Source organism: Pseudomonas sp. Hz4, from assembly GCF_054898165.1.
The window spans coordinates 3,337,313-3,356,979 of sequence record NZ_CM142719.1 but is presented as its reverse complement, the minus strand read 5'-3'; the positions used below and the strand labels follow the sequence as shown (position 1 = coordinate 3,356,979).

The following is a 19,667-nucleotide window of genomic DNA, read 5'->3' as shown; positions in this document are numbered from 1 at the left end:
GCACAGGAACTCTACAGTGATGCCCGGCGCAATATGCTCGGGTTGTTTTTGTTTTGTGTGGCGCTGGTCATCGCCGCCGCGGTGATCGTCACGCGCAGTGTGACCCGGCCACTGGGTGGCGAGCCGGATGATGCCGCACGGTTTTTGAGTCAAATGGCTCAGGGCGACCTGACGATTCAGGTGCCCGTGAGCTCAAGTGACGGCGGCAGCGTGATGATGAATATGCATCAGATGCAGCAAAGTCTGAATGCCATGGTCAGGCACATCGCGAACTCGGTTGACCAGGTGGCCAGTTCTTCCGAAGAACTGAGTGCGGTCAGCAGCCAGACCAGCAGCAATCTGCAATTGCAGGGTCTGGAGATCGAGCAGGCGGCTACCGCTGTGAACCAGATGACCGCTGCGGTCGATGAAGTGGCGCGCAATGCGGTCAGCACTTCCGAGGCCTCGCGGCAGTCCGAACAAACCGCGCAGCGCGGGCGTGAACAGGTTCAGGAAACCGTGGTTTCAATCGGCGAACTGGCGAATGGCGTCACCGATACCTCGCAACGCATCGAGCAACTGGCGGGCAGGGTGCAGGACATCAGCAAGGTCCTGGATGTGATTCGCAGCATCGCCGAGCAGACCAATTTGCTGGCCCTCAACGCGGCCATTGAAGCGGCCCGCGCCGGGGATGCCGGACGCGGTTTTGCCGTGGTCGCCGATGAAGTGCGCGCCTTGGCTCATCGCACTCAAGAGTCCACCCAAGAGATCGAGCAGATGATTGGCAACATTCGTCTGGATACCGGCCATGCGGTAACGGCCATGCAAAGCAGCAGCAATCTGGTTCGAGCCACCCTTGAAGTGGCGCAGCGTTCGGGCGATGCACTGGACGAAATCACCCGGTCGATCTCACAGATCAACGAGCGCAACATGATGATTGCCAGTGCCACGGAAGAGCAGGCATTGGTGGCTCGAGAGGTGGATCGCAATCTGATGGGTATTCGTAACTTGTCCGAGCAGGTCTTGTTAGGCGCTCAACATACCCACACCGCCGGCCACGAATTGGCGCAGATGGCGGGGGCGCTGCACCAGACAGTGGCACGTTTTAAAGTCTGAGTGTTCGGGTGGGTGGTTGCAGGAGGGCGCTGAAGTACTCAGGCCCAGCCCCAGAATTGCAACCACCAGCCAAACCCTACCAGGCCGATGGCGAGTAACAGGCAAGTGCTGCCAGCGCAGCGTCGAGCGCGGGAAATGCCTTCGCGGTCCAGTCGTTTCCAACCTAGCACCAGGCTCCAGCCCATCGCGGCCATTAACAGACAGGCCCTGGTCGGTTGTACCCACTCCAGCAGCAGACCTTCGTAGCGCAGCAATTTCACCGTCGTGGCCGACAGTCCGAGAAACAATCCGGCACCACCCAAGGGCGTGAGGGTCAGTGCCAGGGGCCAATACAGTGCGCGATTATGTGCCAGTCGAGCCGTCAGGCGCATAAGAATCATCAACGCCGTGCCCAACACCATCGAACTCAAGCTCAAGTAAGCAACGATGCTGAAACCATCGAGCCAACTGAAGCTGTCGTTGAGCTGCGGGTAATGGGTGAGCAGCCACCAGGGCGCGTTGTCCTGCAGCGCCCAGAGTTGGTCGTGCTCGACCAGCCATTGGGCAAGGGTTTGTTTGAGGGCGACAAACCAGGGGCTGACCGTCCACTGAAACGCGCCCATCGCCAGGCCAATTACACCGAACAGCAGTAAACGCGCGTCCCACGGTGAAAGCGTCTGCGCGGTCGCGTGAAGAATCTCTTGGTTGCTGGAGCGGGCGATCAGCTGAACGGCGCCGCGTTGCCCACTGCAGCGTCCGCAGGCGTGGCAGTCGCTGGCGCCTTGCAGTCGACGGATGTCGAGCAAGGGCGCGCAGTTGGGCGGCGGCAGGCGCGGCGCGGCATTTTCTATCCAGCGGTGTTCGTCTACCTGAAAATGCACGGGCGCCAGGCGGGCGAGCAGGGCGAAGACGCCGCTGACCGGGCATAGGTAACGACACCAGACTCGCTTGCCCCGGGCGAACAGCAGACCGACGGCCACCGCCGCGACAGTCGAGCCACCCAGAATCAATAACGCCGCCTGGGCGTAGTCATAGACGCTGATCAACTGGCCGTAGAGGGTCGTCAGGCAGAACGCGAGGGTTGGCCAGCCGCCCCAGCGCAACCAGCGCGGCACACCCAAGCCTTTGCCGTAATGGCTGGCCCATTCACTGAGTGAGCCTTCCGGACAGAGAACACCACACCAGAGTCGGCCGAACAGTACGATCGACAGCAGCACGAATGGCCACCAAATGCCCCAGAACAAAAACTGCGCGAACAGGGTCAGGTTGTCGAGCAGCCGTGCCTGGCTGTCCGGGAGCGGCAACAGCGCTGGGGTCACCAGCAGCAACGCATAGAACAGTACAACGGCCCACTGCACGGCACGAATGACCGGCGCATGGCGACGCATTCCATCGCCCAGGCGCTGCAGCCATCGATTGCGACGACTCAGCTCAGGCATGGGACTTTTTCCGCAGCACGCTGGCGCAGCCAACCGCCCACAGTCAGCCAATAACCTGCCAGCACCAGTAACGTCATGCCACTGGGCGTCGCACGATAACCAGCAAAACCGGCAAGAAAACCACCCAAACCATGGCTGTCGCTGAGTACTGCGCTGCTGTCCCAAAGCGCCTCGCCAACGAGGCTGTAGACCACCTCCGGTAAATCCAGGGCGAGTAATTGACCGCCGATTCGCTCGGTGCCGTTAACCAACAATGCCGCCCCAAGCATCAGCAAAACAGCTTCGCTGATGGCAAAGAATCGCTGCCACGAAATAAACCGGCGACTGCTGTGCAGCAGCCCAATCGTCAGCACTGACAACACCAATCCCAATGCACCGCCGACGGCAAACAAACCAAGCTGCGGACCTCGTAACTGAGCACCGGCGCCATAGAGAAAGACCACCGTTTCACTGCCTTCACGGCTGACGGCGAGCATGGCCAGCAGTAACAGACCTGCGCCACCTCGCCGGGCCAAGTGGCTATCGGCGTGTCGTTGCAAATCGTGCTTGAGCGTGCGCCCGTGACGGTGCATCCAGCCGACCATCTGCACCATCAGCAGGCTGGCAACCAGCGCGAGTGCGGCCTGGAACCATTCACTGGCTGAGCCGCTCATGGCCTCACCGGCAAACAGAATCAACACCGCCAGCAGGCCCGAAAGCATCAACCCCAGCATGACACCGGCCCACACGTACTTCACCAGTCGATGACCCTGGTGCTGCTGGCTGACCCAGGCTTGGAGAATGCCGATTACCAGCAGCGCCTCGACGCTTTCGCGCCAGACAATGAACATTGATTGATTCATGGAAACTCCGTACTGAACGGGTTATTTCGCGAGGATGCCGCCCTCGGGCAGTTGCGGATTGAACTCGTCGAAGAAGGGATAGTGACCCGGTCTGAGGGGGTGAATGACCACGAAGGTTGTCACTCCCGGCGACAGTACTTTTTCAACCCGCAATGGCGTGCTCTCGAATTCGGCCGGCCCTTGACCGATATTTTTCAGGATGATTTTGAAGCGCTGCCCAGCCGGAACCTCCAGCAAGGCGGGGGAGAACTGGCCATCGCGCAGGCTCAGCTCATAGCTGAGTAACTCGGCATACGCCGTCAATGGCAACACTGCTCCGGCAAGCATCAGCCAGGCAATGTGCAGGCGCTTCATTCAATAACCGCCTTTTTTACCGATGCCGGCGTAGATGAACTCATAGTGCAATTCGCAGCGTTCAAACCAGGGGGCTACGCCAGTTTCCTTATCGGTATGGCGACCAAGGGATCCATGACCGCCGGGTGGCAGGACGGTGAAGGTCAGCTGATATTTGCCTGGACCGAGCAGCTTTACATTGTCGCCATAGTGCGGGCCGTCATTGGCGACCATGGCGTGGAAATCACCGTTGAGTTGGTTCTCATTGCCTTGTTTTTTCAAATTGAACGAGACATTGAGGTACGGCACGAAACTGCCTTCCTGAAAGCCTTGTCGATTGTCCGCCGTGGCGCGAATGTCGGCTTCCAGATGCACATCGGAATCTACAGTGGCCCGCATCATTCCGGCAGGTGCCATCTCGATCGGCTGCAAATACACCGCCCCGACTTCCAGCCCCGGACACAGCTGTGGTTCGCCGATCGGGTATTCCTTGGCCTGAGCCAACGGTGTGAGGAGGAGCAGGGCGAGTGACAGCGAAAAGGTCGTACGCATGATGTCTTCCTGGGCACTAGCGAGTAGGAGCCCAAGTGTAGGAAGCTTTCTTGCGAATAATAATGATTATTGTCAAGTTTGCAGCGATTAAGGTTATGAACCGGAACGCTTTCGAAATCGCTCAGCGCGGTCGACGCTGTCGCTCATCTGCGCCGCCGCATGAATCGTTAGAGGATGCTGGGTGAAGCCGGGTCTGGGTGAAATGTAGGCGGCCATTTCGCGGGCGACGGCCAACTGTTGATCCGAACCTTGTGTCAGTAACGCAATGACCAGATTTTCCAGGGCAATCACCCGGACACGAAGGTGTACCAGTTCTGCATTGGTCAAGTCGGGGGGAGAAGAAAATGCTTCTGCATTGAGTGATTTTTCCGCGCCATCATCATCCCATGTCGACAATTGGACAGGACTTTGTTCTCCGGCAGATGGTTTTTTACCAGGCATAAGAGGCCTCTCCAGGTGTTTTTGTGTGGCTGCCCAAGGGCCGGAAAAACGCTGCGCCGCAGCCGATTCCCGGCAGGACAAAGCTTAGCTGTAAGACTGACATTGAGTGCAGGCTTTCGATGTCAGTCCTTGATCTGTATCAAGGGCTTTTTTGCGCAAGCGATGTAGGTTGGTGGCACATCCTTGAGGCGAACACGGGATCGACATGGCCAAGAATTTTCCAATAAGCCCAAAGCACCCCGAGCGCATTTGCTGGGGCTGCGACAGATACTGCCCAGCCAATTCCCTGGCGTGCGGCAATGGCTCCGACAGGACGATGCATCCGGCCGAAATGATCGGAGACGATTGGTACCTGCATGGCGACTGGGGCATAGAACCGTTGATTGCGTTGGAAGACGTAGCGAACGATCCCAGCCAGAAGGGCTGAGGCCCCCCGTAAAACATAGAAACCGCCTGACAGAATTTTTTTTGAAATCAAGGGGTTGCCAGCCTCTGGAAATCAGTACATAATTCACGCCATCGAAAGCACTGACCGCTGAAAAAGCTCAATGTTTTCAAGGAGTTAGATCGCGTATCTGATTCCAAGTTTGTACGCGTTTGATGTTGTGCTAGATGACATCAGATGTTTGAGGCCGAGTAGCAAAATGGTTATGCAGTGGATTGCAAATCCACCTACGCCGGTTCGATTCCGACCTCGGCCTCCACTTTAAACGAGCTCCGTAGATCTATGATTTACGGAGCTTTTTTATTTGCGTTGTTCCGCAAGAATTAGTCTTGAAAAGGCCGTCGCGAACTTGCTTCACTGAAGCAGGATGTATATATTTCCCCCTCTGCTGCACAAGCGTCAGAGCTGTTAATCGTTATTTGACAGGTTCAGACTGCTTCACCGCGCTACCGCCCGAATGGCGAAACTGGTAGACGCATGGGACTTAAAATCCCCCGCTCGTAAGGGCGTGCCGGTTCGATTCCGGCTTCGGGCACCATCTAAAATCAAGGGTTTGCGAGCGAAAGCTGATGCAAGCCCTTGTTTGTTTCTGGCCTGCTATTTTGAGTTGACCGAAGCTATTTATGCCGGCCGTCAGTCGCTGGATCCGCCTCGCGGCGATTTTCGCCGGAAGGGTTGCCGGTATTGACAAGCCTTCGCTCTGCCAAGACATTTTGAAGGGCCTGGCGGGCTGCAGCGTCCAGCTGGTGCTCTCTCTCCTTGAGCTCAAGCAAGATGGGGCTGGACCAGGCGCGATAGGTTTGCTCGGTTTTACGAATTGATGTCATCTGTCCCTCCTTGATGAGTGCCCGCCAATACCGTCGGCGCAATTCTAGTTCGATAGAATCCTAGTCGAGGAACTCGTTCGCCGCCAAAAATGGCATGGCGATGATGCGCACCCGGTGACGCCGCTATTATTCTTAGAATCAAACAATATCTGGTCCGGGATGCAGGCAGACAAACAGCTCATGGCGCTGGAGCTGCAAGAGAGTCGTCTAGCGGGTGGGTTATTGGCCGACGCGATGCTTTGTGTGTATCCAGGCGGTGATGCGCAGCAGGTTCGTGAATCCGCGTTTCTGATCTGGCATCTGGGGGAGGCGACCATGCGGCTGGCCATCTCATGTGCACTCGAGGAGGGGCGTGTTCTGGTCGAGGCCTTCAAACGCATGTCGTTGCGTGAAATCATGGCATCAGCGGCCGGCTCGAGTGAGTTCGATTCAGCCGCCGAAGCTGTCAGCTAAACGAAAGGCTGACCGGTAAAACCACGTGGCAATCGCTGCCGTCCTTCCATGGCGGTGAGCCGTTCGACCCAAGCCGCACGCCAGTCTATGGCAGTGTGCGTAACGTTGGCTTTGCGTGCGGCGCGGCGTGCAGCGTTGCGCTGGTCTTTGCGCGCATCCTTGAACGCGTCGGTTTCGCGACAGCTTCTGCATTTCACCCGGGTAAGTTCGCTGGTTGAGACGAGTTTGCTGCCTTTGTGACCGCAGGCCAGATGCCCGCCGACTTTGAAGTGAGTAACCATCAGACGCCTCCTTGGTGACGTGTAATCGTTTGACCTCCAGCGAACGGTGACGTTCGTTGCTGGCGTAACGGGCAAAAAAAGGCCCGCGTGCGGGCGGGCCAGGGGATTCTTCAAAGGAGTCCGATCAATGTAGAGCCTGTGATGTGAACACCGTGTGAAATAGACTGCTGCCATAAAGAAGCCCAGCACCAGGCCGGGTTGGGGATGTACCAGGAAGCGATCAGGCAAGGACGCACACGGTGACAACAATGTCGCCGTTCATGCGTCCTGAATCAGGCCGTATCCTTGAAGGTGCCCAGATCGAATCATCTGAACCGCGGCAGGGGCGGGTCGACAGGTTTGAGCGACGACAGCGTATTGCGAATCATTGGCGCGTCTTTCTCGATGTCGTTCAGTCGATCACGAATTCTGAGGGCCGTCGGGTGACCGCCTTGATGATCGACCCAGTCAGCAATCTCCTTGCATGCCGCTGCCAGGCGAGCCTGACGGGAGTCGAGCAGAGTGAGCAAAGTGGTGATGGACTCTTTTTCGGACATGGCAAACACCTCCGTTCAAGAAACCTGTATTTGGCAGCAAAAAGCCCGCTGGGAGCGAGCTTTCTGCCGATGGGGTCGCTGTTCCTTCAGCTTTCTCAGTATAGACCCGTAAAAGGCAGGTGACCTTAGCCTTGTCGGGCCGTCACTTGTGATCTGGCATTTAAATGCCAGCATTCATGTTGGGCATCTTCTTCACGATCGAAACCGTCACCGATGAAGCCGTGGGTTCGAGTATCGGCGATGCGGTACCAAACGCCGGCGTCCGGTGGTGGATGGTTGGTTTCTCCGTCTCGGCGGCCATGGATGATGATCTTGGTGCAACGTTTAACAACGAAAATGTCTTCCATGGCGCCACCGCAGCTAATTCGTGTTCAGAACAACTATAGAAGCCATTTGCGATCGTGCAAAAAATAGACGGGTCAGTTCGTCGCCTCAGCCATTGCGGCCCTCATCTCCAAAAACACCGCGAGCCCGACTTCCTCTGCCCTGAGCCCTTTGCGCGCTCGTGGCCTGGGCAGCTCAGCCAACGCACCCAGAAGAAAACCATCAAGCACCGCCGGGTGGATGTAGCACTTGCGGCAGACTGCCGGGGTGTTACCCAGCTGTTTTGCGACGTTCTTGACCATCTCCACCAAATGCCGCTTTGCATCCGACTCGGGTTCCCACTGCAGTTCCCGCAAAACCGCCAACGCCAACGCGCTGCCAGCCCAAGTGCGGTAATCCTTGGCAGTGAAGTCGGCGCCGGTGAGGGTTTGCAGGTAGGCGTTGACGTCGGAGGAACTGACGGTGTGCCGCTCACCGTTTTCATCCAGGTACTGAAACAGGTTTTGCCCGGGAATTTCCAGGCAGCGTTTGATAATCCGCGCCAGGCGCCGGTCTTTTACGGTGATCTGATGCTCGACGCCGCTCTTGCCGCGGAACTGGAACAGGATCGCACTGCCGTTGACCTCGACGTGACGGTTACGCAGGGTAGTGAGGCCGTAGGAGCGGTTGTCCCGAGCGTACTGGGTGTTGCCAATCCGGATCAGCGTCGCATCGAGCAGCGTGATGACCGTGGCCATGACCTTGTCGCGGCTGAAACCGGGAGCCGCCAGCAGTGCTTCAAGCTGTTTGCGCAGTTTCGGCAGGGCCATGCCGAAGTCCCGCAGGCGCGAATATTTGTCGGTATCGCGCACCTCTCGCCAGCGCGGGTGATAACGGTATTGTTTGCGACCTCGGGCATCACGGCCGGTGGCTTGCAGATGGCCGCGCGGGTCGGCACAGACCCACACATCGGTATAGGCCGGGGGCACGGCGAGAGCGTTGATGCGTTTGATCTCATCCTGGTCGGTGATGTGCTGACCCGCAGGGTCGTAATAACAGAACTTGCCGCGCAGTTTCTTGCGGGTGATGCCGGGCTGGGTGTCATCGACGTAATGCAGGTCGGATGGCAGCACATCGGGCAGCGCGATATCGGACATGGCGATAGTCCTTGGCGACGGATCAGGGGCCGTTACAGCCATTGACCGCACGCCATTGCAGTCGTGCCAGCGGATTTATGCCAGCACCGCCACCGCCTTGATCTGTGCCCAGAGTTGCTGACCGGGGTGCACGCCCAGTTGGTCCCGGGAGTAGCGGGTAATCCGCGCCAGCAGCGGTGTGCCGCCGGCGTCCAGGCGGATCAGTACGTGGGCGGCGTTGTCCGCGCCCATTTCACTGATCACGGTGACCGGCAGGCGATTGAGGATGCTGCTTTGCTCGACGCTTTGCAGGCTCAGGCTGACATCCCGCGCCTGAACCTTGCAGCGCAGCACCTGACCCAGGGCCATCGGTAAGTGAGCCACTCGAATGTTCAGGGTCGTGTCGGGCAGTTGCAGGGTCAGCAACTGGTAGTCGGCGTCATGGGCACTGACGCGCCCCTCGATCACCACGCCGGCGTCGTCGCCCAGCGCCAAGGGCAAGTCAAGACGGGCCAGAGTTTCGCCGATAGGACCGCTGGCCAGTGCCTTGCCGTTACTGAGCAGGACGAGGTGGTCGGCCAGCCGCGCGACTTCATCCTGGGAATGACTGACGTACAGCACCGGGATGTCCAGTTCATCGTGCAGTCGCTGCAGGTACGGCAGGATTTCGTTTTTGCGCTGGCTATCCAGGGCTGCCAGCGGCTCGTCCATCAGCAATATTTTGGGGCTGGTGAGCAGGGCGCGGGCGATGCCGATGCGCTGGCGTTCACCGCCGGAAAGATTCTGTGGATGGCGATCCAGCAGGTGGCCGATCCCGAGCAGTTCAGTCGCGTGAGTCATGTCGACCCGGCGCTGTTGGCGAGGAATGCGCTTGAGGCCGAACTCCAGATTGGCCAACACCGACAGATGGGGAAACAGGCTGGCTTCCTGGAAGACGTAACCCAGCGCACGTTTGTGGGGTGGGACGAAAATCTTCTCGTCGCTGTCCTGCCAGACTTCACCGTTGACCTGTATGAAACCCTGCTCGGCCTTCTCCAGGCCGGCGATGCAGCGCAGGCAGGTGGTCTTGCCCGAACCGGAATGACCGTAAAGCGCAGTGACACCGCGGCCGGGCAATTGCAGATCCACCTCCAGGGTGAATCCCGAATACCTCAGTTTCAGACGCGTATGAATCATCGATCAGCTCCAGCCCGATTTGGTTTTACGGCTGGAGTAGAGCGCCAGCAACACAACAAAGGAGAACGCCAGCATCGCCCCGGCCAGCCAGTGGGCCTGGGCGTATTCCATCGCTTCGACATGATCGTAGATCTGCACCGAGACCACGCGGGTCTTGTCGGGAATGTTGCCGCCGATCATCAGCACCACGCCGAATTCACCGACGGTGTGGGCGAAACCGAGAATGGCAGCGGTGATGAAACCGGGGCGGGCCAGCGGCAGGATCACGCTGAAAAACGTGTCCCAGGGATTGGCGCGTAAGGTCGCGGCCACCTCCAATGGGCGAGTACCGATGGCAGAAAAAGCGTTTTGCAGTGGCTGGACCACGAACGGCATCGAGTAGAGCACCGAGCCGATCACCAGCCCAGCAAAACTGAACGTGAGGGTGCCGAGCCCCAGTGACTGGGTGAAGTGGCCGACAAACCCGTTAGGGCCGAGCGCCAGCAACAGGTAAAAGCCAATCACCGTCGGTGGCAGCACCAGGGGCAGGGCGACGATCGCCCCGACTGGGCCGCGCAACCACGAACGGGTGCGCGACAGCCATAACGCAATCGGAGTGCCAATGATCAGCAGGATGACTGTCGTCAGCGACGCCAGTTTCAGGGTCAGCCAGATGGCGGAAAAGTCGGCACTCGATAGCGTCATTTAGAGTTGGTAACCGTAGGATTTGATGACAGCGGCCGCTTTTGGGCCTTTGAGGTAGTCAACCAGCGCCTTGGCGGCCGGGTTGTCCTTGCCTTTGTTGAGGATCACCGCATCTTGTTTGATCGGGTCGTGCATGTCGGTTGGAACGATCCAGGCCGAGCCGCCGGTGACTTTGCCGTCTTTGTAGATCTGCGACAAGGCCACAAAACCGAGTTCGGCGTTGCCGGTGGAGACGAATTGGTAGGCCTGGGTGATGTTCTGGCCTGCAACGATCTTGGCTTTGACCTTGTCGGTCAGGCCCAGCTTGGCCAACACCTGAGTGGCGGCCAGACCATAAGGCGCCGATTTCGGGTTGGCGATGGACAGATGTTTATACGGGTTGTCGCTCAGCACTTTGCCCTTGGCATCGACGTAACCTTCCTTGGCCGACCACAGCGCCAGAGTGCCGACGGCGTAGGTGAAGCGCGAACCTTTGACCGTGTCGCCTTCGGTTTCGAGTTTTTGCGCGGTGGTGTCGTCCGCCGAGAGGAACACTTCGAACGGTGCGCCATTCTTGATCTGGGTGTAGAACTGCCCGGTTGCACCATAGGAAGCGACCAGTTTATGCCCGGTGTCTTTTTCGAAATCGGCGGCGATCGCCTGAATCGGTGCAGTGAAGTTGGCGGCGACGGCAACCTGGACTTCATTCGCCTGGGCGGACCCGAAAGCGAACACTGCGAGCAGGGTTGCCAGGCAGGTGGGGGCAAAACGTGAGGCACGAATGGTCATGAAACGGCTCCGTGGCAGGCAAGTACAACGCGGGGGGTAAACGCTATATAGCGGAATATATAGCGAATTGCCCGTAAACGGAACGTGCTGATGCGCGTTATTGAGGCCACGCATGAACCTGTAGCAGCTGCCGGACGCAGGCTGCGCCAGCTGCTACAAGATCGTGCGTTACCGACAAAGCAATTTCGCCAACCCTTCATCCGACAATCGCCGGGTCAGTTCAGCCGTGGTTATTTCAACGCCCAGCGTGAATGCCTGACCCGCCCACAGATTGCTGAAATCCGCTTCCCCCTTGGCCCGCAACGGCATCAACGCACCACCCGCGAGCGGGAAGGCTGGTGCTTTGGCGCTCATCGGCCCGAGTTCGCGCATCACCCGATTGAGAATTCCACGCGCCGGGCGTCCGGTGAAAATGTTCGTGACGGCTGTCTCACTTTCCTTGGCGGTGCGCAACGCCTTGTGATGAGAGGCGCTGACCTTCGCCTCTGGCGTGAACAAGTACGCCGTGCCCACTTGCACCGCCGAAGCGCCCAACAGGAAAGCTGCCGCGACACCTCGTGCATCGGCAATACCGCCGGCAGCAATCACCGGCACGTTCACGGCATCAACGATCTGAGGCACCAGCGCAAAGATCCCCACTTGGGTGCTCAGATCATCACTGAGAAACATGCCCCGATGGCCACCGGCTTCATACCCCATGGCGATGATCGCGTCACAGCCATGTTGCTCGAGCCAGATGGCCTCTTCAACGGTGGTGGCCGAGGAGAGTACTTTCGCACCAGTGGCTTTCACGCGGTCCAGCAGGGACTTTTCCGGCAGGCCGAAGTGGAAACTCACGACTTCGGGGCGAAACTCTTCGATCACGTCGCAGGCCGCGTTATCGAACGGCGCTCGATTGGACACCGGTGTCGGTGCGTCGAAGTCCACGCCAAGTTCCCGGTAGTAAGGTTCCAGTAGATGCTTCCAGTCTCGAGCGCGTTGCTCATCGGCGGCGGGTGGCTGATGGCAAAAGTAGTTGACGTTGATCGGGCGCTGAGTGTGTTGGCGAATCGTTTTCAGCTCCTCGCGCAACTGATCGATGCTCAACATGGCGGCAGGCATCGAGCCCAGGCCACCGGCGTTACTGGCTGCGATAACCATGGCCGAACCGGTCGCGCCGGCCATGGGCGCCTGGATGATCGGCAGTTCAATGCCGAGCAGGTCAAGAATGCGAGTGTCTGGCCATTGGCTCATTTGAAAGGTACTCCGACGTCATAACAGGGCAGGGACGGTAGGACCGTTTTTGTATCAGCAATGACTGATACAAGGCCAGTCGAGTTTTCAGTTCGTATGCCACTCTTGGCTTAAAGTCGAGTACGAGGAAATATTGCTATGTGTTATTTCAACGGCACCACAACTGAGTGATTCCATTAGGAGGCAGCGATGTTCCAAGGCATTTTGATCGACAAAGACGACAGCGGTTACCGGGCCACACTGCAAGAGATCAATGACGATCAACTGCCCGAGGGCGATGTCACGGTGCGTGTGGCGTACAGCACGCTGAATTTCAAGGATGGCCTGGCAATCACCGGCAGCAGCCCGGTGGTGCGAAAATTTCCGATGGTGCCGGGCATCGATCTGGCAGGCACTGTCGAAGTCAGTGGCCATCCGGACTACAGGGTCGGTGATCAGGTCGTACTCAATGGTTGGGGGGTTGGCGAAGGACATTGGGGCGGACTGGCGCAGAAGGCGCGCTTGAACGGCGACTGGTTAATTCCGCTACCCAAGGCATTCACCGCGGCGCAGGCGATGGCCATCGGCACGGCGGGTTACACGGCGATGCTGAGCATCCTGGCGCTGGAACATAATGGCGTGACGCCCGATCAGGGCGAAGTATTGGTCACCGGCGCCAATGGCGGTGTCGGCAGTTTCGCCATCGCACTGCTGAGCAAGCTCGGCTATCGGGTGGTCGCGTCCACCGGACGAACCTGCGAGCACGATTACCTCAAGCAACTAGGCGCCAGCGAAATCATCGAGCGCGCCACGCTATCCGAGCCGGGCAAACCCTTGGCTAAGGAGCGTTGGGCGGCGGTTATCGACTCGGTCGGCAGCCACACCCTGGCCAACGCTTGTGCCAGCACGAAGGCCAACGGCACCGTTGCCGCGTGTGGCCTGGCGCAAGGCATGGACTTCCCGGCTTCAGTCGCACCGTTCATTTTGCGCGGCGTGACCCTGGCCGGGATCAACAGCGTGACTCAACCGAAAGCCAAGCGAGTATTGGCCTGGAATCGTCTGGCCAAGGATCTCGACTTCGCCTTGCTGCCGCTGATCAGCCACGAAATCGGTTTGAGTGAAGCGATCGACGCCGCTCCGCGGTTGCTCGCGGGGCAATTGCGCGGGCGGGTTGTAGTGGATGTGAATCGCTGATTACAGGGCTTCACGCTCCAGCAATTGCCGTTTGCGTTCCACTCCCCAGCGATAGCCCGACAGGTTGCCGTCGCTGCGCACCACGCGGTGGCACGGAATCGCCACCGCCAGAGTGTTCGCGCCGCAGGCTTGAGCCACGGCGCGCATCGCTTTTGGTGCGCCGATTCGCTGGGCGATATCGGCGTAGCTGGCGGTGCAGCCGACGGGAATCTCCCGCAGGGCTTGCCAGACCCGTTCTTGAAAAGCAGTGCCGCGAACATCCAGCGGCAAATCCAGGCCCAGGGCCGGCGCTTCGATAAAACCAACCACCTTGGCGATCAGTTGCTCGAACGCGTGGTCGGCGCCAATCAGATTTGCACGCCGAAATTTGTCCTGCAGATCGCAGACCAGTTGATGCGGATCATCTCCGAGCAGGATCGCGCAAACTCCCCGTTCACTCTGCGCCACCAGAATCGCCCCCAGGGAGCACTGGCCGACGGCGAAACGAATGTCGTTGTTCTGGCCTTCTGAGCGGTAATCACCGGGTTTCATGCCTAATAGTTGATCGGCTGCTTCATAAAAACGACTGTTGGAGTTGAAGCCAGCGTCATACAGCGCGTCGGTCACTGAGCCGCCACCCGCTAGGCGTTCACGGACTCTGCGCGAGCGATGGGCGGTAGCGTAACCCTTGGGCGTCAGACCGGTAACCGCTTTAAACACCCGATGGAAGTGGAAGCTGCTGAGGCCGGCAGCAAAGGCCAGTTCGCTCAGTACAGGCAGCTCTTCCGCGGTTTCAATCTGGCGGCAAGCGGCAGCCACGGTCGCGGCATGTTGCGCGGCGACGTCGCTTTGATCCTTCGCGGCTCGTTTGCTGGGGCGATAACCCGCCGCTTGCGCCTGCTCGGCGGTGTCGAAGAATTCGACGTTCTGCGGTTTCGGCAAGCGTGCCAGGCTGCTGGGGCGGCAGTAAATACCGGTGGTTTTCACCGCGTACACAAACTGTCCGTCTGCCCGGGGATCACGCGCAACGACGGCAGCCCAGCGAGAATCATTCTCGGTGGCGATCTTTGTCGAATGGCTTGTCATGGTTTCATGTCCTGACCTGTTTTATTCAGGTTAACCAGCCGACGGGGGCGCTGCACCCCGGGTCTTGCGGTCGAATTCGAAGGCTTCATCCAGCGGTACGAAAGGTGAAGTTGATCCGTTGTTCGCCCAGTCGCGGGTGTTGGCCGTCCTTGATCGGCAAGACGCCGTGATACCGCAAGCGATCCACGCCGCCCCAGACCACGATGTCACCATGCAATAGCGGTACCCGCTGGCTTTTATCGCTGCGCTCGAAACCGCCGAACAAGAACATCGCCGGCAATCCCAGCGACACTGAAACAATGGGTGCAGCGTAGGAAACTTCGTCCTTGTCCTGGTGCAGCGACATCTTGGCTCCGGGAACATAACGGTTGATCAGGCAGGAATCAGGCACGAAATCCGCAAACCCCGCTTCCCGCGCCGCCGCTTGTGCCAGTTCGAGAAACACGTCGGGCATTTTCGGCCAGGGTTGACCTGTCTGCGGATCATTGCGGGTATAGCGATAACCGCTGCGATTGGTGGTCCAACCCAGCGCGCCGCAACTGCTCAAGGCTACCGACATGGTAAAGCCCCCGGGCGTGATCATCTGTCGAAACGGTGCAGCCGCCAGAACTGCGTCCAGTGCGGGCAGCAACTGATCCAGCCAGGGCAGGGCAAAGCCTCTGAGGACGCAGGATTGTTCGCCGATCTGATCGAACCTGGGTGGCTGCTGGGGTTGCGCGTCGGCAAACAAGTCGAAAGTGGTCGGGTTCATGGGTCATAACGCATCGTGAAAGATGATTCCAAGGGTATGCCGCTTTCCACTGTGCAGGCGACTCACACCATGGCGCAGGGTCACTCGGTAGTAACCACGGACGCCTTTTACCGGTCTTTGATTGACGGCAAAGATCAGCCCGTCGCCTTTCTTCAGGCCAATGACCTGGGGGCGCGACTGCATCCGCGGGCGCTGTTCGGTCAGCACGAACTCGCCGCCGGTGAAATCTTCGTCTGGTTCTGACAGAAGAATCGCCACTTGCAGTGGGAAAACGTGTTCGCCGTACAGATCCTGATGAAGGCAGTTGTAGTCCTGCGGGCCATATTGCAGCAACAACGGCGTCGGGCGTTCCTGACCGGCGGCATGGCAGCGTTCGAGGAACGCTTCATGCGTTCCAGGGAAGCGGGTCGGCAGGTCCATGTGCTCGTACCAGCGATTGGCTATCGGCACCAGTCGAGGGTAGAGCGACCTGCGCAAATGTCCGACGACATTCGGCAACGGGTACCTGAAGTATTTGTACTCGCCACGGCCAAAGCCGTGACGAGCCATGACCACTTGCGAGCGAAACGGTTCGGGGCGGGCATACAGTGCGCTGATTTCATCGCACGTCTTGTGACTTAAAAGCGACTTGATCATCGCGCAGCCATCCTGATCGAGTTGCTGTTCCAGTGTGGCCCAGTCCAGTCCATCGAGAAATGGCTCGTTCATCGCTGCGACTCACGATCAAGCAATTGCCGTTTGCGCTTCAGCCCGCGTTCCAGCGTTGCCAGGTCATCACCGAGCAACAGCGCGCACAGACCTTCGGCGCTGAACGCGAGCAGCAAGACGCCACGGCTAGAACTGCCGCTGATGAAGCGAATCGAGGAAGCACACATGTTCTGACTCCTAACCAAAGGTTGAGGTGGCCAGTCTAGGGCGCGGTGAGTGGGTGATCACTCCGGCGCTTGCGGTCGAATCTCAGACGGGGGAGCAGACGTCCTTGTTGTCGCTCCGGATCCCGTTACAGTGCTTTGCTGACGCTGATTTCGCTGATGACGAGGTCTTCGCTGGAACCATGAATGGCGTCCAGTGCGGCCTTGGCTTCTTCTTCTGTGCCTTTTTCAAGCTGGGCAAATTCGAAGCGACGCTCACCATTGAGTTTGTATTTGATGACGTATTTAGTCGTTTGGGCCACGGTCATAGCTGCCTGATTCTCGTGCTGGGTGTCACTCAGCTCAGTTTCGTGCTGGAGCGGCGGATGATCTTGATGGTGTGAGTCAGGGTCGGTGTGCGAGTCACGCTGATTGGCCGGCGGTTGACCGTGTCGATGGTAATGTTCCAGAAACCGGTGCTCGGTGCAGTAATTCGCGCCGGGAAAGTGTCGAACGCACCGCCGTGGTAAGTGTGGCGACCGCCATTCTTGAAGCTGCGGAAATTGGCGTCGTTCATCAAGCGGATGTTGCATGTTTGGGAGCATTGAATGACGACGATGTCGTCTTCGTTGAGGTGCTCGCGTTGGTGGATAAATTTCATGAGGCGCCTCCAGAAGGGCTTTTTCTACAAAATCAAAACGATAGCATGGGCGATTGGCGCAGTTTATCAGCCCGAACGGGTTATTATCCGGTCGTCGAGGTCCGCTTTGACAATTAAAAACAGTTATTCGGAATTCTATGAGCGATAAACGCAGCAAGCCTCGGAGAAAAACAGCATTTGTACTGTCGGAGTGTCTTTATCGGAGGTGTTGTATGAAGTGGGGTGTGCTGATCCTGCCTATGGCGTTAGCGATGAGTGGCTGTGCGAGTGTCTCGGAGATTAATGAGTCGCTGCCCACCATGAGCGTGATTTCAGGCAAGAAGCCTCATGAATACGCGCAATGCCTCACTGAAAAACTGGCCCGCAGCCGGGGAGCCTTGCAAGTCGAGCCGCACAAGGACGGTATGCGCGTCATCGTGCCGCAGAAGTTCTCCTCAGGCCCGGCCGCTGTATTTGATATCGAAGACCGATCCACGGGCAGCAGTATCAAGTTGCATGAGCGCATCTCCAATGTGCCGTTGCGCCCAATGGATGTGCGCAATGCCGCTACTGCGTGTATTTCCGGCTGATAGACTGTTGCCAGTTCGCACCGATGCCGTCAAAGCAGCGCGTTGGCGGCATTGTCATTTCTGGAGTTGAGCATGAAGCGAGAGCAGGTACGGGAGCGCCATGCAGAGGGTCACATCTCTGCCACCCACGTCATTCAAAATCCGGCGAATCCGGGAGAATGGATTGTGTTTTTCAAGAAAAGCGCCGGGCGCAGTTATTTTCTGGTGGATGATAACGATGAAGTCGAATCCTTCAGTCGTCTCGACGATTTGATCGAGACGGTGCGCGGCCTCGGGATCAAGTTCGCCGAAATTCACATGTAGGGCAGGGGCGCCTCACTTGCAGACCACCACGACACTGCGGTTCTTGTAGTTACCGACGTCGACGCCCAGGGTCTTGTCGCTTTCCTGGCTCGAAGGTGTTCCGTCGGTACCGACGATTCGATAACCGGTGCCGGCGCAAGAGGCATCGGCTTTTTCATAGCAGGTCGCCCAGGAGTTGGCTTCCCCGGAGCAATCGATGGCCAGGCCTTGTTCGCCGTTGTTCAAGTAAGTCGTTTCGGAAGTGGCGCAGCCGCTCAGGGCCAGTACCGCAATCAGTGGCAAAAATTTATTCATGTCGTTGTCGTAGTCGTCGTCAGGATGATGGGGCTGAGCCTGTGACAGCGCTGGCATCAAAAGGTTATAGCGAATGGCCACTTCATTGCAGATAATTACAAAAAAGCCCTGCGTTACAGCAGGGCTTTGGTCGAGTCAGGTGTTTCTCAGGACTTATCCTTGCCGCGTCGTTTAGGGCCCGCGGGTTGATCTTGCAACACCGATGCCACCTCAATCGCCAACGCTTCGGTAGGGAAAGGCCCGGCGATATTTTCCCCGCCTGCACTGTCTACCCACCACTGTCCGTCTTTTGCCTGATTGATCAGGTATCCGTTGACGCTTTTTGCTACCGACATCTATCTGCCTCGTTGACTGGTTCAATCGCGCAATGATAGCGCCAAATTCACTCAACGGGTGTTGATGGTGTAGGGTGGTGCGATTCGCGGCCGTGCAGATCTGGTGGTCTGTGCTATCTATAAAGGCTGCGGAGCTATCTCGGGAACTATCCGCGAGAATATTTCTCTATGATGGCATTGGTTAGCCAGCGCGGGGCATTGTAAGGTGCGCGCCGCCTGATTAGACTGCGCCGAAACTCGTACACACAGCCCTTTCAAGGACTTATATGATCAAAAAATGCTTGTTCCCAGCAGCCGGTTACGGTACTCGCTTCCTGCCAGCGACTAAAGCCATGCCCAAAGAAATGCTGCCGGTGGTAAACAAGCCACTGATCCAGTACGGCGTCGAAGAAGCACTGGACGCTGGGTTGACCGAAATCTCCATCGTCACCGGTCGCGGCAAACGCGCTCTGGAAGACCACTTCGACATCAGCTACGAGTTGGAAAACCAGATCAAGGGCACTGACAAGGAAAAATACCTGGTCGGCATCCGTAAACTGCTCGACAACTGCTCGTTCTCCTACACTCGCCAAACCGAAATGAAAGGCCTGGGCCACGCCATTCTGACTGGCCGTCCGCTGATCGGCGACGAACCTTTCGCCGTGGTCCTGGCGGATGACTTGTGCGTCAACCTTGAAGGCGACGGCGTACTGACCCAGATGGTCAAGTTGTACAAGCAGTTCCGTTGCTCGATCGTCGCCATCCAGGAAGTCGATCCGCAAGAAACTCACAAGTACGGCGTGATTGCCGGTGAGATGATTCGCGACGACATCTACCGCGTTCACAGCATGGTCGAGAAGCCAAAACCGGAAGATGCGCCGTCGAACCTGGCCATCATCGGCCGCTACATCCTGACCCCGGACATTTTCGACCTGATCGAACAGACCGAGCCAGGCAAGGGTGGTGAAATCCAGATCACCGACGCCCTGATGAAGCAGGCCCAAAACGGCTGCGTCATGGCCTACAAGTTCAAGGGCAAGCGTTTCGACTGCGGTGGCGCTGAAGGGTACATCGATGCGACCAACTTCTGCTTCGAGAATTTCTACAAGACTGGCAAGGCTTACTGATAGCCTCTGACCCACTTGTATTGAAAAGCCACCTTC

General features: G+C 58.1%; 28 protein-coding genes, 2 tRNA genes and 1 pseudogene. 9 read left to right on the top strand and 22 right to left on the bottom strand.

Translation table 11 applies throughout. The features are described from left to right. The first annotated feature begins 33 nt into the window (after nt 1-33). Complete coding sequence (locus ACYZTR_RS15255; protein WP_461979750.1) at nt 34-1,095, top strand: methyl-accepting chemotaxis protein; 1,062 nt, start codon at nt 34-36, stop codon at nt 1,093-1,095. A gap of 38 nt (nt 1,096-1,133) precedes the next feature. Here the strand turns inward: ACYZTR_RS15255 and ACYZTR_RS15250 are convergent, their stop codons facing one another. From ACYZTR_RS15250 to ACYZTR_RS15230, 5 genes are all read right to left on the bottom strand, one after another. Further along, nucleotides 1,134-2,513: a 4Fe-4S binding protein gene (locus tag ACYZTR_RS15250; protein ID WP_461972128.1), complete on the bottom strand. Its 1,380-nt coding sequence runs from the start codon at nt 2,511-2,513 to the stop codon at nt 1,134-1,136. Next, nucleotides 2,501-3,355: an FTR1 family iron permease gene (locus tag ACYZTR_RS15245; protein ID WP_461972126.1), complete on the bottom strand. Its 855-nt coding sequence runs from the start codon at nt 3,353-3,355 to the stop codon at nt 2,501-2,503. The genes ACYZTR_RS15250 and ACYZTR_RS15245 overlap by 13 nt, the downstream gene beginning before the upstream one ends. A 21-nt stretch (nt 3,356-3,376) precedes the next feature. Beyond that, nucleotides 3,377-3,709: a cupredoxin domain-containing protein gene (locus ACYZTR_RS15240; RefSeq protein ID WP_461972125.1), complete on the bottom strand. Its 333-nt coding sequence runs from the start codon at nt 3,707-3,709 to the stop codon at nt 3,377-3,379. Continuing rightward, a complete protein-coding gene (locus ACYZTR_RS15235; RefSeq protein ID WP_461972123.1) occupies nt 3,710-4,240 on the bottom strand; it encodes an iron transporter in 531 nt (176 codons plus the stop codon). It lies immediately after the preceding gene. Nucleotides 4,241-4,333: 93 nt separating this feature from the next. Continuing rightward, on the bottom strand, nt 4,334-4,681 hold the full coding sequence (locus tag ACYZTR_RS15230) for a hypothetical protein (RefSeq protein WP_461972121.1): 348 nt from the start codon (nt 4,679-4,681) through the stop codon (nt 4,334-4,336). Nucleotides 4,682-4,886: 205 nt separating this feature from the next. Here ACYZTR_RS15230 and ACYZTR_RS15225 point away from each other — a divergent pair, with 205 nt between their 5' ends. From ACYZTR_RS15225 to ACYZTR_RS15215, 3 genes are all read left to right on the top strand, one after another. Further along, nucleotides 4,887-5,108 carry a DUF3079 domain-containing protein gene (locus ACYZTR_RS15225; RefSeq protein WP_461972119.1) on the top strand — a complete coding sequence of 74 codons (222 nt, stop codon included), beginning with the start codon at nt 4,887-4,889 and terminating at the stop codon, nt 5,106-5,108. 203 nt (nt 5,109-5,311) lie between these two features. Beyond that, a tRNA-Cys gene (locus ACYZTR_RS15220) sits at nt 5,312-5,385 on the top strand. A gap of 192 nt (nt 5,386-5,577) precedes the next feature. After that, nucleotides 5,578-5,664: transfer RNA gene (locus tag ACYZTR_RS15215), tRNA-Leu, on the top strand. A 79-nt stretch (nt 5,665-5,743) separates the two neighbouring features. Here the strand turns inward: ACYZTR_RS15215 and ACYZTR_RS15210 are convergent. Next, a complete protein-coding gene (locus ACYZTR_RS15210) occupies nt 5,744-5,953 on the bottom strand; it encodes a hypothetical protein (protein ID WP_461972117.1) in 210 nt (69 codons plus the stop codon). A 144-nt stretch (nt 5,954-6,097) separates the two neighbouring features. On the opposite strand from ACYZTR_RS15210, the pseudogene ACYZTR_RS15205 reads away from it, so the two are divergent. Beyond that, nucleotides 6,098-6,406: pseudogene (locus ACYZTR_RS15205) on the top strand (TetR/AcrR family transcriptional regulator); the annotation flags it as partial. Here the strand turns inward: ACYZTR_RS15205 and ACYZTR_RS15200 are convergent. From ACYZTR_RS15200 to ACYZTR_RS15165, 8 genes are all read right to left on the bottom strand, one after another. Beyond that, complete coding sequence (locus ACYZTR_RS15200; RefSeq protein WP_461972115.1) at nt 6,403-6,687, bottom strand: hypothetical protein; 285 nt, start codon at nt 6,685-6,687, stop codon at nt 6,403-6,405. The pseudogene ACYZTR_RS15205 and the gene ACYZTR_RS15200 overlap by 4 nt on opposite strands. A 305-nt stretch (nt 6,688-6,992) precedes the next feature. Further along, entirely contained in the window at nt 6,993-7,223 is a 231-nt protein-coding gene (locus ACYZTR_RS15195) for a hypothetical protein (protein WP_461972113.1), read from the bottom strand. A 125-nt stretch (nt 7,224-7,348) separates the two neighbouring features. Further along, nucleotides 7,349-7,570, bottom strand: coding sequence for a hypothetical protein (locus ACYZTR_RS15190; protein WP_461972111.1), 222 nt, complete (start codon nt 7,568-7,570; stop codon nt 7,349-7,351). A gap of 72 nt (nt 7,571-7,642) precedes the next feature. Continuing rightward, nucleotides 7,643-8,683 carry a DNA topoisomerase IB gene (locus ACYZTR_RS15185; RefSeq protein WP_461972109.1) on the bottom strand — a complete coding sequence of 347 codons (1,041 nt, stop codon included), beginning with the start codon at nt 8,681-8,683 and terminating at the stop codon, nt 7,643-7,645. Between the two features lie 75 nt (nt 8,684-8,758). Then, nucleotides 8,759-9,838 carry a molybdenum ABC transporter ATP-binding protein gene (gene modC / locus ACYZTR_RS15180; RefSeq protein ID WP_461972108.1) on the bottom strand — a complete coding sequence of 360 codons (1,080 nt, stop codon included), beginning with the start codon at nt 9,836-9,838 and terminating at the stop codon, nt 8,759-8,761. A gap of 3 nt (nt 9,839-9,841) precedes the next feature. Then, complete coding sequence (modB, locus tag ACYZTR_RS15175; protein ID WP_461972106.1) at nt 9,842-10,522, bottom strand: molybdate ABC transporter permease subunit; 681 nt, start codon at nt 10,520-10,522, stop codon at nt 9,842-9,844. Further along, nucleotides 10,523-11,290 carry a molybdate ABC transporter substrate-binding protein gene (modA, locus tag ACYZTR_RS15170; RefSeq protein WP_461972104.1) on the bottom strand — a complete coding sequence of 256 codons (768 nt, stop codon included), beginning with the start codon at nt 11,288-11,290 and terminating at the stop codon, nt 10,523-10,525. A gap of 168 nt (nt 11,291-11,458) precedes the next feature. Then, nucleotides 11,459-12,523: an NAD(P)H-dependent flavin oxidoreductase gene (locus tag ACYZTR_RS15165; RefSeq protein WP_461972102.1), complete on the bottom strand. Its 1,065-nt coding sequence runs from the start codon at nt 12,521-12,523 to the stop codon at nt 11,459-11,461. A gap of 189 nt (nt 12,524-12,712) precedes the next feature. Between ACYZTR_RS15165 and acuI the strand changes: the two genes are divergently transcribed. Next, nucleotides 12,713-13,696 (top strand): acrylyl-CoA reductase (NADPH), encoded by a 984-nt coding sequence (gene acuI, locus ACYZTR_RS15160; RefSeq protein WP_461972100.1) that lies wholly within the window; start codon nt 12,713-12,715, stop codon nt 13,694-13,696. Here the strand turns inward: acuI and ada are convergent, their stop codons facing one another. The 6 genes from ada to ACYZTR_RS15130 form a co-directional block, all read right to left on the bottom strand. Beyond that, complete coding sequence (gene ada / locus ACYZTR_RS15155; protein WP_461972098.1) at nt 13,697-14,761, bottom strand: bifunctional DNA-binding transcriptional regulator/O6-methylguanine-DNA methyltransferase Ada; 1,065 nt, start codon at nt 14,759-14,761, stop codon at nt 13,697-13,699. 85 nt (nt 14,762-14,846) lie between these two features. Beyond that, nucleotides 14,847-15,512 carry a DNA oxidative demethylase AlkB gene (gene alkB / locus ACYZTR_RS15150; protein WP_461972096.1) on the bottom strand — a complete coding sequence of 222 codons (666 nt, stop codon included), beginning with the start codon at nt 15,510-15,512 and terminating at the stop codon, nt 14,847-14,849. Between the two features lie 3 nt (nt 15,513-15,515). Further along, the gene (locus ACYZTR_RS15145) at nt 15,516-16,220 is read right to left on the bottom strand and encodes a 2OG-Fe(II) oxygenase (protein WP_461972094.1); all 705 of its coding nucleotides are present in this window, start codon (nt 16,218-16,220) and stop codon (nt 15,516-15,518) included. Further along, a complete protein-coding gene (locus ACYZTR_RS15140; protein ID WP_461972092.1) occupies nt 16,217-16,387 on the bottom strand; it encodes a hypothetical protein in 171 nt (56 codons plus the stop codon). The genes ACYZTR_RS15145 and ACYZTR_RS15140 overlap by 4 nt, the downstream gene beginning before the upstream one ends. Before the next feature lie 125 nt (nt 16,388-16,512). Continuing rightward, nucleotides 16,513-16,692 carry a hypothetical protein gene (locus tag ACYZTR_RS15135; RefSeq protein WP_461972090.1) on the bottom strand — a complete coding sequence of 60 codons (180 nt, stop codon included), beginning with the start codon at nt 16,690-16,692 and terminating at the stop codon, nt 16,513-16,515. Nucleotides 16,693-16,721: 29 nt separating this feature from the next. Beyond that, the gene (locus ACYZTR_RS15130) at nt 16,722-17,024 is read right to left on the bottom strand and encodes a DUF1883 domain-containing protein (protein ID WP_282375786.1); all 303 of its coding nucleotides are present in this window, start codon (nt 17,022-17,024) and stop codon (nt 16,722-16,724) included. Nucleotides 17,025-17,236: 212 nt separating this feature from the next. Between ACYZTR_RS15130 and ACYZTR_RS15125 the strand changes: the two genes are divergently transcribed. After that, the gene (locus tag ACYZTR_RS15125; protein WP_461979748.1) at nt 17,237-17,593 is read left to right on the top strand and encodes a hypothetical protein; all 357 of its coding nucleotides are present in this window, start codon (nt 17,237-17,239) and stop codon (nt 17,591-17,593) included. A gap of 72 nt (nt 17,594-17,665) precedes the next feature. Further along, nucleotides 17,666-17,896, top strand: coding sequence for a hypothetical protein (locus ACYZTR_RS15120; RefSeq protein WP_027922990.1), 231 nt, complete (start codon nt 17,666-17,668; stop codon nt 17,894-17,896). Between the two features lie 12 nt (nt 17,897-17,908). Here the strand turns inward: ACYZTR_RS15120 and ACYZTR_RS15115 are convergent, their stop codons facing one another. After that, a complete protein-coding gene (locus ACYZTR_RS15115) occupies nt 17,909-18,190 on the bottom strand; it encodes a hypothetical protein (protein WP_461972087.1) in 282 nt (93 codons plus the stop codon). Nucleotides 18,191-18,336: 146 nt separating this feature from the next. Beyond that, entirely contained in the window at nt 18,337-18,525 is a 189-nt protein-coding gene (locus ACYZTR_RS15110) for a hypothetical protein (RefSeq protein WP_461963612.1), read from the bottom strand. Between the two features lie 266 nt (nt 18,526-18,791). On the opposite strand from ACYZTR_RS15110, the gene galU reads away from it, so the two are divergent. Next, nucleotides 18,792-19,631, top strand: coding sequence for a UTP--glucose-1-phosphate uridylyltransferase GalU (gene galU, locus ACYZTR_RS15105; RefSeq protein ID WP_010460715.1), 840 nt, complete (start codon nt 18,792-18,794; stop codon nt 19,629-19,631). Nucleotides 19,632-19,667 lie beyond the last annotated feature (36 nt).